The organism is Actinoplanes rectilineatus (assembly GCF_000962825.1).
Classification (GTDB): domain Bacteria; phylum Actinomycetota; class Actinomycetes; order Mycobacteriales; family Micromonosporaceae; genus Actinoplanes; species Actinoplanes rectilineatus.
Map to the genome: position 1 here is coordinate 49,542 of NZ_JZKF01000012.1, position 15,130 is coordinate 64,671.

Here is a 15,130-nt window from a genome sequence, read left to right on the forward strand (position 1 = left end):
CCCGTGACCCGCGGCGGCTCGGCACCGTCCCGTGATCCACGCCGGCTCGGCACGGTCCCGTGACCCGCGGCGACGGCACGTTCCCGTGATCCACGGCGAGTGCCCATCAGTCCCGTGGATCACGGGACTGATGGGCGCGACCACTCACGCAGGTCGCCCCGGAGGGCTTCGCGGTCCGGACGCGTAGCGGCCGGCGAAGCTCTCCGGGGCCCTCGGCGGGAGCGACGGTCCGCACCACCCACCCCGCTACGACATCGGTCTTCGCTGTTGATCCTTGGTGTGCGGTCTGTCAGGAAGCCGGTGTGGACGGGTCGCCGGGCGGGGCCGGTGTCTCCGCGGGAGGCTGCCGGTCGCCGGAATCCGGATGGACCGGCTGCTGATGGACCGGCGGCTGATGGACCGGCAGCTGGTGGACCGGCAGCTGGTGGACCGGCGGCTGGGGCCACATCGGCGCGAACGGCTGCGCCGGCGGATATCCCCATGCCCGCGCCGGCGGCTGGAAATGCCGTCGTGCGGACGTGGTGAACAGCAGCACGACGGCCGTGACCGCGGCCAGGAATGCGACCCCGCCGGCGAGCGTGGAGGCGAGCTCGACCGCGACCGACAGGCCCTCGGTGTCGAGTTCCTCCAGACGCTCGTAGAACAGTTCGCCCGCCCACTCCTCGAAGTCCCCCGACCCGAAGTCCTGCTCGCCGAAGTCGTCCACCCCTTCGGGCTCTCCGGCGAGCAGGCCGAACAGCAGCAGCACGGCCAGGCTGCCGAGGAGGCAGGCGAGGACGTTCAGCACGAGCGGCACGATCAGCCCGATCAGGCTGAGGACGCGGGCGACGGAACTGCCCCGGTACAGCCCGATCGCGGTGACGCCGAGCCAGGTCGACAGCATCAGCGCCAGCACCACCGTGAACGTCGCGCCGAACGTGTTGCTGCTGCGCTCCGACTGGACGTCGGCGGCCGCGGCGGCGGTCTCGCGCGCGGCGACGTCGATCAGGCCGTCGTAGTGGACCGCGCCGACGACCGTCACCGCCGCGAACAGCACGAGCGCCCCGGCCACCGCGAGTTGCAGGCCGAAGGCCACGGTCACCGTCGCGGGGCGCGACGGAAGGGACGGAAAGGACGGAAAGGACGGAAAGGACGGAAAGGGTGGTGTCACCGGATACACCACGGCAGGCTACGGGCCGGGCATTCACCGCGGCACATCCGGTCGGCTATTCAAGATCAATACCTTTCGCCGGTACGAGTCAGCGGGCCACCGCCCGGAACCACTCCTCGCGATCGCCGGGATCCGGGCCGCGCCGCGGCAGCCGGGGCGGCCGGTCACCGGGCACCGGCGCGTAGTGGTCGAAGTGGGCGGTCAGGACCGCCTCGCCGCCGGTCAGATCGGGCAGCGCGGCGACCACGCCCGGGATCCGCGCCGACGGCAGGGTCCCGGTCAGTTCCAGATAACCGCCGGCCCGCTCCCCACCCGTGACGACGCTGTCGTGGATGACCGCGCCGTGCCGGCCGAGCAGCGCGCTCACCGTGTCGGCCAGATGCCGGGGCAGGTTGACGTCGAAACGTTCGACCGGTTCGCACACCCGGGTACCGGCGCGGGACAGGGCCGCGGTCACCACCACCTGGGCCAGGTTGCGGAAGTCCGCGGCCACACTGGAGATCGACTTGTCGAACTTCTGGTGCGGGCGGCTCTGCCGCGGCCAGTACTGCGAGGACGTCATGGTGACGGTGCAGTCGGTGACCGGCCAGCCGTGCGGGCCCTGCCGCAGGGCGGCCCGGACGCCCTGTTCGGTGGCGGCGACGAACGCCGGGGGCAGCCGTCCCGGTTCGATCCCGGGATGGAACGTGACGTCGTGGCCCGCCTCGACGCGCAGACCGATCCCGGCCAGGTACGGGTTGCCGTGCTCCTTGACCCGGTCCACCGCCTCGGCCGTACCGGTCACCCGCTCGATGCAGGCGGTCAGGGTGCCGGAGAAACGGACCCGGACGCCGTACCGGTCCTCGAGCAGCGCCGCGATGACCTCCTTCTGCACCTCGCCGTGCAGGCGGATGACCGCCTGCGACTGCTGCTCGTCGAGGCGCAGGTCGACGAGCGGGTCCTCGTCGGCGAGTTCGGCGAGACCGGCGAACAGGGCGAGCCGCTGGGCCGGGTCGACGGGTTCGACGAGGGCCTGCCGGGTCGGCGGCGGAAACCGGTAGAGGTGCCGCCGCGGCGGCTCACCGACGTGCTGGCCGATCCGGGCGGACAGCCCGCGGACGGCGGCGATCTGGCCGGCCACGGCGGACGGGCGGACCAGCACGCCACCGGGTTCACTGACGGCGATCTGGGTGACGGTCTGCGGTGCGGCGCCGGACAGGCGTACCCGGTCGCGAACGCTCAGACGCCCGGACCACAGGCGCATCCAGACCCGCCGCCCGTGGTCGTCACGGTCGACCGCGAACACGGTGCCGGCCGCCGGCCCGTCGCTCCCGGCGCCGTGCGGGACCGGCCCATCGCTGTGCGGGTGCGGCCCATCGCTGTGCGGGTGCGGCCCATCGCTGTGCGGGTGCGGCCCATCGCTGTCGTGCGGGACCGGCCCATCGCCGTACGGGCGCAGCGCGGCGCTGTGCGGGTGCGGCTCGGCGCTGTGCGGGTGCGGCTCGGCGCTGTGCGGGACCGGCCCATCGCTGTGCGGGCGCGGTTCGGCGCTGTGCGGGAGAATGCTGGACAGGGTTCGCCGCAGTTCCGGAACTCCGGCGCCGGTGATCGCCGACCCGTACACGACCGGGGTGAGACGACCGTGCCGCACACCGCGACGGAGCGCACGCCGCACGTCCCGGGCGCGGACCCGCTCCCCGGTCAGCCACCGGCCGGCGATGGTGTCGTCCGCCTCCGCCACCGCGGCCACGACGGGTTCGGTGCCGAATCCGGCGGTGCGTACCCGGGCCGCCCGCTCGCCCTGGCCGGTGACGGTGGTCAGCGGCACCGGACAGGCCGCGAGCCGCTGCCGCAACTGGGTGACCACCCGGTCGGCGCCGGCGCCACGACGGTCCACCTTGTTGACGAAGACCATGGTGGGTACGCCGATGCGCCGCAACGCCCGCCAGATGGCGACGGTCTGCGGCTGCACCCCCTCGACAGCGGAGACCACCAGCACGGCGGCGTCCAGCACCGCCAGGGAACGCTCGACCTCCGCGATGAAGTCGGGGTGGCCGGGCGTGTCCAGCAGGTTGACCGTCAGCTCCCCGAGACTGATCGAGGTGACGGCCGCGCGGATGGTGATGCCACGGCGGCGTTCCAACTCCATCGAGTCGGTGCGGGTGGTGCCCTCGTCGACGCTCCCGGGCCGGGCGACGGCTCCGGCCTCGTAGAGGAGGCGTTCGGTCAGGCTGGTCTTGCCGGCGTCAACATGGGCGACGATTCCGAGGTTCAACAGGGCCAAGGCGGGGCTCCACGATAGGACGGTCAGGGGTCCGAAGCGTGGTAGCCGTTCGCATGGTCACTCCTCGTCGTGGACTGCCGGTCACGCCCAACCTGTCACGGCCCCCACCCCCGCGCCACCGGTTTTCACCCGCCGGGTCGGGCCGGCCTTTCCGAGGCGGCCGCCCACCGGCATGTCGCCGACTGAACAGTCGGCCGAGGTCACGAGCGGTTCAGGCGTACTCCGGGCGGGCGATGATTCGTCCGAGAACGCGCATTCTGTGCTAGCGTCGGCTCGTTGCAGTTTTGATTTCCGTAGACGTTTTCGGCGCCTGCTGGGTTTCAGATAACCCGGCCAGGCGCTTTTTTCGTTTTTCGTGTCGTTCCCGACGCGGGCGATCAACGCGGCGGCGCACGGGGCCGCGCAGTGCAGCCCCAACAGCCTGCTAAGGAGCAGACATGGTTACTGGAACCGTCAAATGGTTCAACGGCGACAAGGGCTTCGGCTTCATCGCCCAGGACGGCGGCGGCGCCGACGTCTTCGCCCACTTCTCGGCGATCGCGACGACCGGATTCCGCAGCCTCGAGGAGAACCAGCGGGTGGAATTCGACGTGACCCAGGGCCAGAAGGGCCCGCAGGCGGAGAACATCCGCCCGCTCTGATCGACGTTCTCTCCGGCGGCGGCCACTGTTTCGGTGGGCCGCCGCTCGGCGTTTCCTATCATCAGGCGACCTGACGCCTGTGACACAGCATGGGCCCTGGACAGTCGAGAGTGAGTTCATGGAGCACCATCGTTCCCCCGGCACGACCGCCGGCGCCCGCCGGATCCCCCTGACCTATCGCGTGGTGATGGCGGCGGCCGGGCCGATCATCCGCTGGTGGGGCCGCCTCGAAGTGGTCGGCCTGCAGCACCTTCCGGAGCAGGGCGCGACGATCGTGCCCGCCAATCACGACAGCGCCTGGGACCCGATGGTGATCGCGTACGCCGCCCGTCGCCGCCGGCAGATCCAGGCCCTCGCCAAGGATTCACTCTGGAAGAACCCGCTGGTCGCGCGGATTCTCGACGGGATGGGCCAGATCCCGGTCCGGCGTGGACAAGCCGACACGGACGCCCTGGACGCCGCGCTGCGGTGCCTCTCCACCGGCGGCTGTCTCGGGATCTTCCCGGAGGGCAGCCGGTCGCAGGGCCGCCAGTTGCGGGCCCGCAGCGGCGTCGGGCGTCTCGCCCAGGCCGTACCGCAGGCCCGGATCGTCTGCGCGGCGGTCTCCGGGACAGTGGACATCGCCCGTTTCCCGCGGCGCCCGCGCCTGACGGTGACGTTCTTCGAGCCCACGCCCGCGCCGCCGTCGGAGTCCGCCACGGCCCTGTCCTCGCGGCTCACCGCCGAACTCCGCGCCGTCGCCCCGGTGGCGTCCGGGGAACGCGACGTCAAGCCCTAGACACGTTTCGTCGTCAGGGTCCGCGTGATGACTTCAGCCTCCCACCACGCCCGTAATCACCACACCACCACCGGTGTGGTGACTTCGGGCGTCCAGCGCGCCCGTAATCAACACACCACCACGGGCGTGGTGACTTCGGGCGTCCAGCGCGCCCGTAATCAACACACCACCACCGGTGTGATGACTTCGGGCGTCCAGCGCGCCCGTAATCAACACGCCCCACCACCACCGTGGTGACGGGCGGTCTGGCGCGACGGTCCGGTTGCGGTCGGCCGGGGTGGTCCGGCGCGATTCACTGATCGTCAAGTGCGGGGCGCTACCGTCCGGTCCGAGACCGACACCCGGAGGACGCCGTGCCGCACCGTTACCTGACCGCTCTCGACACGCCGTCCGTCATGGCCGCCCAGCGCGAGTACGGCAGCCACACCGCGATGCGCCGCCTGATCGCCGGGTGGGACACCGGCAGCGTGCTCGGCGAGGAGGAGATCGCGTTCATCGGGGAGCGGGACAGCTTCTACCTGGGCACCACCGGTGAGAGCGGCTGGCCCTACGTGCAGCACCGCGGCGGGCCGCCCGGATTCCTGAAGGTCCTCGACGACGAGGACGGCCACAGCGTGCTCGGCTGGGCGGACTACCGGGGCAACCGGCAGTACGTGTCGGCCGGCAACCTCCGGGCGTCGTCGCGGGTGTCGCTCTTCCTGATGGACTACGCCGGCCGGCAACGCCTCAAGATCCTCGGCGAGGCGCAGGTGGCCGACGCCCGGCACGAGACAGCAGCACAGACGGCCGACGCCCGGCACGAGACAGCAGCACAGGCAGCCGACACCCGGCACGAGACAACGGCACGAGCGGCCGACGCCCGTCGGGACGGGACGGCGGCGCTGCTCGCCCGGGTCGCCACCCCGGACTATGCGGCGCACGTGGAACGGGTGATCACCGTTCGGGTGCACGCCTTCGACTGGAACTGTCCGCAGCACATCACGCCCCGCTGGACCCGAGCCGAACTCGCCCCCGCGCTCGACGGCCTGCACCGTGAACTGGACGAACTGCGCGACCGTAACCGCCGCCTGGCGAAGGAGATCGCCGCCCTACGCCGGCCCTCCTGACCCTGTTCGCGGACGATCAGCGGCGCGGGCCGGGCGACGACCTCCGGCGGCGGCTTCGGGACACCGCTTTTCGCGTACGCCGAAAGCGGTGTCCCGACCTCACCCACCGGTGACGTCGCGCCGGACCGACCAGGCGGCGAGCGCCAGCGAGCCCGCCGTCCAGCCCAGCAGGGCCAGCTGGAACCGGGGCTGGCCGATCGAGGCGAACAGGAAACTGGTGAACGGCAGCGGCTCCTCCAGCCGGCCGATCATGCCCTCGGCGATCACCAGCCAGCCCAGGTAGCCGCCGAGCAGCCACATCGGGCGGCGCACGATGGTCGCGTTGGCGACGCCGAAGACGGCGATCAGGGGGATCGCGGCCAGCGTGGTGAGGTACTGCCCGGGGTGCCCGCCGACGATCGGGAATCCGCTGACCACGCCGAGCGCCAGACCGAAGAGGATCGCGACGAGGCACTGCACGGCGAGGACCACCAGGCGCTGCGGCCGGCCGAGGAAGGTGAGGATGATCGTGTGGTGCTGGTAGTGCTGGGAGGTGAGCACGATGGCGATGCCGAAGGCGCCCAGGCCGGCGAAGAGGGTCCAGAAGTCCTCGCTGAGCCATCCGGTGAACGCCGCCAGCCCGGCGAACAGCGCCAGGATGATCCACGACGAGCGGATCGACAGGCTGCGGTGCAGTTCACTGCGCAGGACCGCGATCATGATGCCTCCGCGAGGTTCAGGAAGATGTCCTCGAGGTGCTGGGTCTGCGCGACGAGTTCGTAGACGGGCACCTGCGCCTGCAGGGCGATGTCGCCGGCCTGTTCCGGGGTGAGGCCGGTGACCAGCAGCGTGCGGCCGTCGGTGGTGACCGTCGCGCCGTGTTCGGTGAAGGCCTTCGCGAGCATCTCGTCGTCGCCGCCGCGGACCCGCAGGTGGTTCCCGCCGAACAGGTCGGCCAGCGGCGACGCCGTCCGGAGCCGGCCGTCCGCGATGATCACCACGTCGTCGACCATCAGCTCCAGCTCGCCGAGCAGATGACTGGAGATCAGCACCGTGCCGCCGGCCGCGGCGTGCTCGCGCAGCAGGCCGCGCAGCCACGCCATGCCGGCCGGGTCGAGGCCGTTGGCCGGCTCGTCGAGGACCAGCACGTTCGGCTCGCCGAGCAGCGCGGTAGCCACCGCCAGGCGCTGGCGCATGCCGAGCGAGTACTCGCCGGTGAGCTGGCGCCCGGCGTCGCCCAGCCCGACGAACTCCAGCAGTTCGTCGACCCGGTTGCGGGGCGTACCGCCGAGCAGCGACTGGGTGATCAGGTGGGCGCGGCCGGTCTGGCCCGGATGGCTCAGGCCCTGTTCCATCACCGCCCCGACCTCGTGCAGCGGTTTCCTCAGGTCCCGGTACCGGTGGCCGTTGATCAGCGCGGCTCCGCCGGTGGCGCGGCTCAGCCCGAGCAGGATCCGCAGGGTGGTGCTCTTGCCCGAACCGTTGAGCCCGAGCAGCCCGGTGACCCGGCCGGGCGCGGCGGTGAACGACAGGTCACGGACGGCGTCCACCCCGCCGTACGACTTCGTCAGTTCCCGGACTTCGATCACGGCGCTCCCTGGGGGGGGTCGGCGGACGGGAGCGCCGATGATGCCATGATCAGTTTCGGGGGCGGGACCCCCGGAGCGGAGTTGGCACGTACCCGCTACTCGTACCGCTACTTGATCGCGTCGGCCTCGGTCTGCTCGATGTCGGCGATCGTAGGCTCCGGCATCCGCAGCTGGGGCCGCCGCGCGGGGAGACGTCGAGGTTGCCGTCGGCGTCGGTGCCGGCGACCAGGACCAGCGAAAGACGGCCGGCGCTCCATGACTTCAACGCTTGACTGAACCGCACGTCACTAACGCTTGCATGTTTAAGTAAACTGGTCCTACATTGGGGGTCATCGAGCGCCGCTGAGAACCGAGGTCCGATCATGCTCATGTCCGACACTCCGGCCGGCGCCTACGACGACCTGCTGGCCCGGGTGCTGCCCGCGGCCCGCGAGCAGCGCGTCTGGGAGCAGGCCGACGGGACCATGCCCACCCTGTTCGTCAGCCACGGCGCGCCGCCGACGCTCGACGACCCGCAGTGGCTGGACGACCTGTTCGCCTGGGGGCAGTCGATGCCCAAGCCGCGGGCCATCGTCGTGGTCTCGGCCCACTGGGAGAACGCCCCGGCCGCGCTGTCCGCGTCCGCCGCCGGCACCCCGCTCTTCTACGACTTCGGGGGCTTCCACCCCCGTTACTACACTTTGCCGTACGCGACGCCGGACGCCACCGACCTCGCCCACCGCGTCGCCGGCGTCCTGGGCACCGGCGGTCCCGTGCACCAGTTCGTGAACCGCGGGCTCGACCACGGCGCGTTCATCCCGCTGATGGCGATGTATCCCGCCGCGGACGTGCCCGTCGTGCAGGTGTCGATGCCCAGCCTGGAACCGCAGGCGCTGCTCGCCCTCGGCCGTCGCCTGCGGGCCCTGCGCGAGGAGGGTGTCCTGGTGATCGGCTCGGGTTTCATGACGCACAGCTTCGCCGTCATGCGCAACCCGCGGCTGGCCGGGCACACCGCCGCGTTCGACGAGTGGGCCGCCGACGCGGTCACCCGCGGCGACGTCGACGCGCTCACCGACTACCGGGCCAAGGCGCCGGGCGCGGACGTCGCCCATCCGACCGCCGACCACTACGTGCCGTTGCTGCTCGCGGTCGGTGCCGCCGACGACCCGACGACGGCCACGTCCGCCATCGAGCGCATCACGTTCGGCAACTCGATCCGCTCGTTCCGCATCGACTGAGCCGGTCGCCTTCCGGCCGGCGGCGGCGGCACCGCCTGAACCGGTGCCGCCGTCTGCCCGCCGTACCGTGAAAAAGGGGTCAGACCGGGGTGGGCAGGATCCGGCCCAGCTCCTGGGTGCAGCGGGTGAGCGCGACGTAGAGGCCGTTCCAGCCTCGCGGTTCGGCGGCGATGCCGTCCGGGTCGACGACCAGCGCCGCATCCCACTCCAGGCCCTTGGCCTGCGTGGCGGTCAGCACCGGCAGGCCGGGGAGCAGGTCGCGCAGCGCCGCGGTACGCGTGACCGGCGCGACAACCCCGACCGATCCGCCCTCCCACCGTTGCCGCAGCTCCGCGACGGCGGCTTCGACAGCGGCGGGCATGGCGGTCTCGGCGACGGCCAGCTCCCACGGGTCGATGCCGGAGGACCGGACCGCCCGCGGCGGGGCGTTGCGGCTCCCGGCCTTCGCGAGCACCGGGCCGGTCAGTTCCATCACCTCACGCGGCGTGCGGTAGCAGATGGTGAGTTCGGCGGCGGTCCACCGCTCCCCCATCGTCGCCGCGACCGCCTCCGCCCAGCTGGTGTGCCGGTGCGACGCCTCGGTCTGGTCGATGTCACCGACCGCGGTGATCGACCGGCTGGGGCAGCGGCGCAGCACCATGTGCCACTGCATGTCCGACAGTTCCTGCGCCTCGTCGACGACGACGTGGCCGTACACCCAGGCGCGCTGCCGCCGGGCACGGTCGGCCGTGAACTCGCCCTGCTGTTCGGGTGCCGCGACGTCGCCGAGCAGGTCCGCGACCGCGTCGAGCAGCGGGATGTCGCTGGACGCCCAGGGGTCCGGTTCGGCGGCCACCAGTGCGGCCTCGGCCTCGGACAGGTCCGGGGTGAGGCGCAGCATCAGCGGTGCGTCGCCGAGCAGGCGCCGCAGGGCCGTCGCGGGGTCCCGGGACGGCCACCAGGTTTCGAGGAACGCGGCGACGGCGGCGCTGTCGGCGATCCGCTCGCGCAGCTCGTCGATCTCGTCGTCGGACATCTGCCCGTCGACGTCGCTGCCGGCGTGCCGGTCCGGGTCGACGCGCGTCTTCGCCCGGCGGTCGAACCGTGCCAGTAGTTCCTCGAGGCCCTCCTCCATCTCGTCGAGCAGGTCGGCACGCCGTTGCGCGACGGCGTCGGCCAGGAGCTGATGCACCTGCTCGGCGAAGGCGGCGCGGGCCCGATGGTACGGGCGACCGGACGTCGCCGAGGTGAGGGCGGCGGCCACGGCCGGCTCCCCGATCACGTACGCCTCGCCCTCCCAGCGCAGGGTCAGGTCCCGGGGCCGTGGGTGCAGCGCCCGGACGTACCGCTGCAGCATCGGCTGCCACAGCGCGCGGCCCTTGATCTCGGACACCTCGCGGGGTTCGTCGCGTTCCACCGTGACGCCGGGAAACAGGGTGTCGCAGGTCGCGGAGACCGCGGCGGTCTCCCCCAGGGCCGGCAGCACCTGCGCGATGTAGTCGAGGAACCGCGGCGACGGTCCGAGCAGCAGCACCGCCTGCTCGGCCATCCGCCGATGGGTGAACAGCAGGTATGCGACCCGGTGCAGGGCGACCACCGTCTTGCCCGTTCCCGGACCGCCCTGCACGATCAGCGGTCCGGACGCGCCGGCCCGGATGATGTCGTCCTGCTCGCGCTGCAGGGTGGAGATCGACGTCGACATCTTCCCGGTACGCCGTTGGTCCAGTGCCGCGAGCAGGGCGGCTTCCCCGACCAGTTCGGTGGTGGACGCGCCGTCCAGGGGTTCGTCGTCCACACCGGTCACCACCGAGCCGGTGGTGCGGATGTGCCGGCGCCGGACCAGACCCTGGGCGTCGACCGGCGTCGCGGTGTAGAACGGCCGGGCCGCCTCGGCCCGCCAGTCCAGCACCAGCGGGTCCGCCTGCTCGTCGTCGTCGCGCAGCCCGATCCGGCCGATGTGACGGACCGTGCCGTCGAGGCCGTCGATGCGCCCGAAGACGAGGCCGTCGCGGGCCCGTGTGATCTCCTCGTGCTGCCGTGCGAGTGTCCGCAGCCGTGCCCGGGCCACGTCGTCCGTGGCGGGCGCCGCGAGTGCGGCGGTCAGATCCGCGGCGACCCGGTCCCGCCGGGCGAGCGCCGCGTCGAGAAACGCCTGTTCCTCGGCGATCGCGTTTTCCTCAGCATCACGACTCATTATTCAGAGCACCTCCGCCGCGCAATGCTAGGAAATCAAACGGCGGATTCCCAACGGGAGAGGGTGTTGTCTCACCTGCTTGCCTTCAGCGCTCCGATGCTGATCTCGCGCCCTGTATTTCATTCTTGACAATCGGCGCCACGCCTGTTCTCGGCGCTGTTATCCACTCGGCGGGATGACGCGGGCGGCGCCATTCTGCGCCCAGGAACAGTGGCCGAGGGCCGACGGGCGGAAACGATCGCCGCCGAGGAACCCGGGCGGCGATCTCCCGCGTGAACCCGGGCCGCGGTCTCCCGCGTGAACCCGGGCCGCGGTCTCCCGCGTGAACCCGGCGGCGAACGTCTCCTCGCCGCCGGGACGGCACCTGACCGCCCGAGCTTCCCGCCCCCGCGTTCAGCCGGCGGCGTCGCCGGTTTCCGTGGTGGTGGGGCCCTCACGCCGGAACACGGCGCCCCTGCTCACGCCACGGACCGTTGCCGCGCCTGGGCAAGTGGTGCCAGCTGGACCGTCCAGGTGCGGGCCGGTCCCACGCTCGCCATCGCCTGACAGAGCAGGTCGCAGCCCAGTTGCGGGCTGCCCTCGGCGAAGCCCCGGTTGATGAGACCGATCGCCCTCGGGTGGTCGCCCGCTGCGAGCGCGTCCCGCAGTCCGGCGGTCAGGACACCCGCCAGGGCGGCATGGAAACTGGCGGTCTCCTTCTCCCGGAGGGTCTTGGCGGGCAGGATCGGCGTCGCCGGGGGGAGCGTCGACGCATTCGACATCAGGGTCACATGATTCTCCGGGATTTCGGTGTAACGGCGGTCCGGCGGTCACATCGCCGCCTGCCGCGCTTTGTCGGCGCCTGAGCGGATGCTTCCGTGGAGTCTGTCCCCGACGAGAGCGCTGCCGGATTCCGGCCATCGGAACTGACGATCGTCTTTGGGGTTTCACTGCTGAACTGATCGACTACCAGCCTACCCGCGCGCTGCGCCCGAGCCGTGCCGCCGCCGGTCATCGGACCGGGTCGCCGGGCCCCGCGGCGGACGGATCCCGCCGATGTGCCGCCCGGAAAATGCGCGCCGCACGGTGAACGGTGACCGCCGGTTGACGGTGATCGACAAATTCTGTGCTACGGTTGCCGTGTTGCAGTTTTGATTTCCGTAGACGTTTATCGGCGCCTGTTGGGTTTCAGAGGACCCGCCAGGCGCTTTTTCGTTTTTCGTGTCGTTCCGACGCGGGTGATCAACGCAGCGGCGTGGGGGCAGCACAGTGCGGCCCCCGACAGCTCGCGAAGGAGCATGAACGTGGTTACTGGTGTCGTGAAGTGGTTCAACGCTGACAAGGGCTTCGGCTTCATCGCCCAGGACGGTGGCGGCGCCGACGTCTTCGCCCACTTCTCCGCGATCTCGGCCAGCGGCTTCCGCAGCCTCGAGGAGAACCAGCGGGTCGAGTTCGACGTGACCCAGGGCCAGAAGGGCCCGCAGGCGGAGAACATCCGCCCGCTCTGATCAACATCTGCGAACGGCGGCCCGACTGGTTCAGCGGGCCGCCGTTCGGCTTTTCCCACTGTTTCCGCGCGGATGAACGCATCCCCCGTTTTCCCGCTCGGTGAAAACATCCGCATCCCCGCCGGAACGCGATTCCCGGCAGAAGTGTCAACTCCTTCACGCCACTACACGGCGCGGGCCTGCCGGAGGATCGTCGGTCGCATGACCACGACAGCAGGTTTCCTCACCGCCCTGACGGTGGCGGGCACCGCCGCGCTCGTGCCCGCCGGCACCGCACAGGCCGCCACCACCGCACAGGCCACCACCACACACGCCGGCACCACCACACACGCCGCCGGCACCGCCGCGCACTCCGCCGGCACCGCCGCGCACTCCGCCGGCACCGCCGCGCACTCCGCCGGCCCCTGCGCGCCGACGCAGCCCGGCACCGGCTTCTACGCCGCCGGACGGGTCGCCTCCGCCCCGGTCACCGTGCCGGCCTCACGATGCACCACCATCGCGGTCTCCCACATCCGGGACGCCGCCGACCCGGACGACACCTGCCAGACGTTCCTGCTGGCGTTCCTGTCCCCCACCGGGGGCGATCCCACCTACACCGAGCCGGTCGAGGCCTGCTCCCCGACACCCGGGCGGCGCACGGTGCTGGCGAGCGGCGTACCCGACGGCACCGTCTTCCGGGTGCTCTACCAGGTCGACTACATCGACCCGGCGATCCAGACCGTCAAGTACACGGTGTGGCGCTGACCCACGACCGGGAAACACGCATCCGGGCGGCCACGGCTGCTCCCGGTGCACCAACCGCGCCGGCAGCCGACGGACGAGCGACAACCGAGCGGGCAGCCGACGGACGGGGCGGCGATCATGCGGGCCGGGGCGGCGATCAGGCGGGTGGACCGGCCAGCATGCCCACCCGCAACAGGCCGTCACGGAACGGCAGGCCACGCCGGACCCGGGTCATCCCCGCGGCGGCGGCCGCCACCCGGGACAGCCGCCGGGTGACGCGACGGCGGCTCCGGTCGTACCCCTGAAGGCCCTCGGCCTGCGCCGAGGCTCCCTGCAGGCACCGGGCGAGAGTGACCGCGTCGATGATCGCCTCGCAGGCCCCGCGCCCGAGGTCGGGACTCATCGCGTGGGCGGCGTCGCCGATCAGCACGGCGGCCCCCGACACGTAGGACGGGAGCGGCGGAGTGACGTAGACGTCGTGGCGCAGTACGCCGCTCTCCTCGATCGCGTCGAGGACCGGCGCCACCGGGGCCGCCCACGTCCCGAAGGTCCGGCGCAGCACGGCGACCTCCGCCCCCGGGTGGAAGCTTCCCTCCGGGGCCGCCGTGGTGGCGAACCAGTTGGTCCGGCCGCCCTCCTGCGGGGTGACGCCGAACTTGACGCCCCGGCCCCACACCTCGGCGAACGCGTCCACCGGCATGTCCGGTACGACACCGCGCCAGGCGGTCCCGCCGGAGTAGCGCGCACGGTACGCCGGACCGAACAGTCGCTCCCGGGTGCGGCTGAACACGCCGTCGGCCACGACGAGCAGATCGGCCCCGCCGGCCTCGGGCCCGTCGACCGGATCTCCCCGCTGGATCCGCGCGCCCGCGGCGATGGCCGCCTCCTGCAGGATGGCCAGCAGCGGGGGCCGGGACAGCAGATGCACGTGGTCGCCGGTCCGCCGGTGCAGCCGCCCCACGTCGATCTCGGCGATCCGGGATCCGTCCGGGCGCAGGAACCGGCCGGCGAGTTGCGGCACGCCGGCGCGGCGCACCTCGTCACCGGCGCCGAGGGCGTCCAGGGCGTGCAGGGCGGCCGGCCAGATACCGAGGGCGGTGCCGGCTGTCGCGGGTGCCCCGTCCCGTTCGCGAACGGTCACCTGCCAGCCGTCGCGTCCGAGGGCGGCAGCCGCCGCCAGCCCGGCGACGCCCCCGCCAATGATCATTGCTTGTCGATGCATGACCTCAAAGTACAACGCCTGTTGTTTTTTCACTATGCCAGTTGTGACAGCTATCGTGGCGCGGTGCCGACTCGCCGCGAACTCCTGCTGGACGCCGCCATCGCCGTGCTCGGCGATCAGGGAACCCGGGCGCTGACCCACCGGGCCGTCGACGCCGCCGCGTCGATGCCGGCCGGCTCCGCCGCCAACCACTTCAAGAGCCGCGACGCCCTGATCAGCGCCGTCGTCGACCGCTTCGCGGAACGCGACCGGGCCGACTGGGAGACGATCGCGGGCTTCGTCCGGCCGTCGACCGCTGAGGAACTCGCCGCGGCGCTCGTCGCGTACGTGCACCGCGCGCTCGGCCCGCAACGGACCATGACCGTCGCCCGCTACGGACTCTTCGTCGAGGCGGCGCTACGACCGGAACTGCGGGGACGTCTCACCGGGACGGCACGGGAGATCCGCGGCTGGGCGGCCGGCTGGCTCCGCGCCCTCGGCTCGGCGGACCCCGACGGCGAGTGCACGGCGGTCCTCGACTACCTGGACGGCGTGATCATGCACCAGCTGGCGTTCCCCGGCCTCGCTCCGGACTGGGAGAACGCGGTCCAGCACCACGTGCGCCGGCTGTACACCACCCGGGATCCGGACGGCCGGTCCACACCGGGGACGCGGTGACCGCGGGCCGGATCCGCGACTCCACCGCGAGGCCGCGGACACCGGCCGAGCCGTGATCTTCACCGTCGACCAGTGACCGGCCGCCCGCGCCCGCCATGGTGACCGGGGCGGCGTCGCGAACACCGTGACACCCCGGCGCGGGGCG

Annotated in this window: 14 protein-coding genes; 7 read left to right on the forward strand and 7 right to left on the reverse strand. The window is 72.0% G+C overall.

What is annotated here, in order from left to right:
- Positions 1–289 precede the first annotated feature (289 nt).
- Both WH85_RS12030 and WH85_RS52870 read right to left on the reverse strand, forming a co-directional pair.
- On the reverse strand, positions 290–1,081 hold the full coding sequence (locus WH85_RS12030) for a hypothetical protein (protein WP_157410953.1): 792 nt from the start codon (positions 1,079–1,081) through the stop codon (positions 290–292).
- Positions 1,082–1,238: 157 nt separating this feature from the next.
- On the reverse strand, positions 1,239–3,413 hold the full coding sequence (locus WH85_RS52870; RefSeq protein WP_045741885.1) for an elongation factor G: 2,175 nt from the start codon (positions 3,411–3,413) through the stop codon (positions 1,239–1,241).
- A gap of 437 nt (positions 3,414–3,850) precedes the next feature.
- Between WH85_RS52870 and WH85_RS12040 the strand changes: the two genes are divergently transcribed.
- From WH85_RS12040 to WH85_RS12050, 3 genes are all read left to right on the forward strand, one after another.
- A complete protein-coding gene (locus WH85_RS12040) occupies positions 3,851–4,054 on the forward strand; it encodes a cold-shock protein (protein WP_045741886.1) in 204 nt (67 codons plus the stop codon).
- Positions 4,055–4,172: 118 nt separating this feature from the next.
- Positions 4,173–4,832, forward strand: a complete 660-nt coding sequence (locus WH85_RS12045) for a lysophospholipid acyltransferase family protein (RefSeq protein ID WP_052720357.1) — start codon at positions 4,173–4,175, stop codon at positions 4,830–4,832.
- 353 nt (positions 4,833–5,185) lie between these two features.
- On the forward strand, positions 5,186–5,938 hold the full coding sequence (locus tag WH85_RS12050; protein WP_245673909.1) for a pyridoxamine 5'-phosphate oxidase family protein: 753 nt from the start codon (positions 5,186–5,188) through the stop codon (positions 5,936–5,938).
- Positions 5,939–6,037: 99 nt separating this feature from the next.
- On the opposite strand, the gene WH85_RS12055 is transcribed toward WH85_RS12050, so the two are convergent.
- Positions 6,038–6,637, reverse strand: a complete 600-nt coding sequence (locus tag WH85_RS12055; protein WP_045741887.1) for a hypothetical protein — start codon at positions 6,635–6,637, stop codon at positions 6,038–6,040.
- Complete coding sequence (locus WH85_RS12060; RefSeq protein ID WP_045741888.1) at positions 6,634–7,506, reverse strand: ATP-binding cassette domain-containing protein; 873 nt, start codon at positions 7,504–7,506, stop codon at positions 6,634–6,636. The genes WH85_RS12055 and WH85_RS12060 overlap by 4 nt, the downstream gene beginning before the upstream one ends.
- A 368-nt stretch (positions 7,507–7,874) precedes the next feature.
- Between WH85_RS12060 and WH85_RS12065 the strand changes: the two genes are divergently transcribed.
- The gene (locus tag WH85_RS12065) at positions 7,875–8,723 is read left to right on the forward strand and encodes a DODA-type extradiol aromatic ring-opening family dioxygenase (protein WP_245673910.1); all 849 of its coding nucleotides are present in this window, start codon (positions 7,875–7,877) and stop codon (positions 8,721–8,723) included.
- A 79-nt stretch (positions 8,724–8,802) separates the two neighbouring features.
- On the opposite strand, the gene WH85_RS12070 is transcribed toward WH85_RS12065, so the two are convergent.
- Together WH85_RS12070 and WH85_RS12075 are read right to left on the reverse strand one after the other, a co-directional pair.
- Entirely contained in the window at positions 8,803–10,896 is a 2,094-nt protein-coding gene (locus tag WH85_RS12070) for a HelD family protein (RefSeq protein WP_045741890.1), read from the reverse strand.
- A gap of 458 nt (positions 10,897–11,354) precedes the next feature.
- Positions 11,355–11,666: a hypothetical protein gene (locus tag WH85_RS12075; protein ID WP_045741891.1), complete on the reverse strand. Its 312-nt coding sequence runs from the start codon at positions 11,664–11,666 to the stop codon at positions 11,355–11,357.
- A 513-nt stretch (positions 11,667–12,179) separates the two neighbouring features.
- On the opposite strand from WH85_RS12075, the gene WH85_RS12080 reads away from it, so the two are divergent.
- A complete protein-coding gene (locus WH85_RS12080; RefSeq protein WP_045741892.1) occupies positions 12,180–12,383 on the forward strand; it encodes a cold-shock protein in 204 nt (67 codons plus the stop codon).
- Between the two features lie 201 nt (positions 12,384–12,584).
- Positions 12,585–13,127: a hypothetical protein gene (locus WH85_RS12085; protein ID WP_045741893.1), complete on the forward strand. Its 543-nt coding sequence runs from the start codon at positions 12,585–12,587 to the stop codon at positions 13,125–13,127.
- Between the two features lie 136 nt (positions 13,128–13,263).
- On the opposite strand, the gene WH85_RS12090 is transcribed toward WH85_RS12085, so the two are convergent.
- Positions 13,264–14,328 carry an FAD-dependent monooxygenase gene (locus WH85_RS12090; protein WP_045741894.1) on the reverse strand — a complete coding sequence of 355 codons (1,065 nt, stop codon included), beginning with the start codon at positions 14,326–14,328 and terminating at the stop codon, positions 13,264–13,266.
- 63 nt (positions 14,329–14,391) lie between these two features.
- Here WH85_RS12090 and WH85_RS12095 point away from each other — a divergent pair, with 63 nt between their 5' ends.
- Positions 14,392–14,985 (forward strand): TetR/AcrR family transcriptional regulator, encoded by a 594-nt coding sequence (locus WH85_RS12095; protein WP_045741895.1) that lies wholly within the window; start codon positions 14,392–14,394, stop codon positions 14,983–14,985.
- The last annotated feature ends 145 nt before the right edge of the window (positions 14,986–15,130 follow it).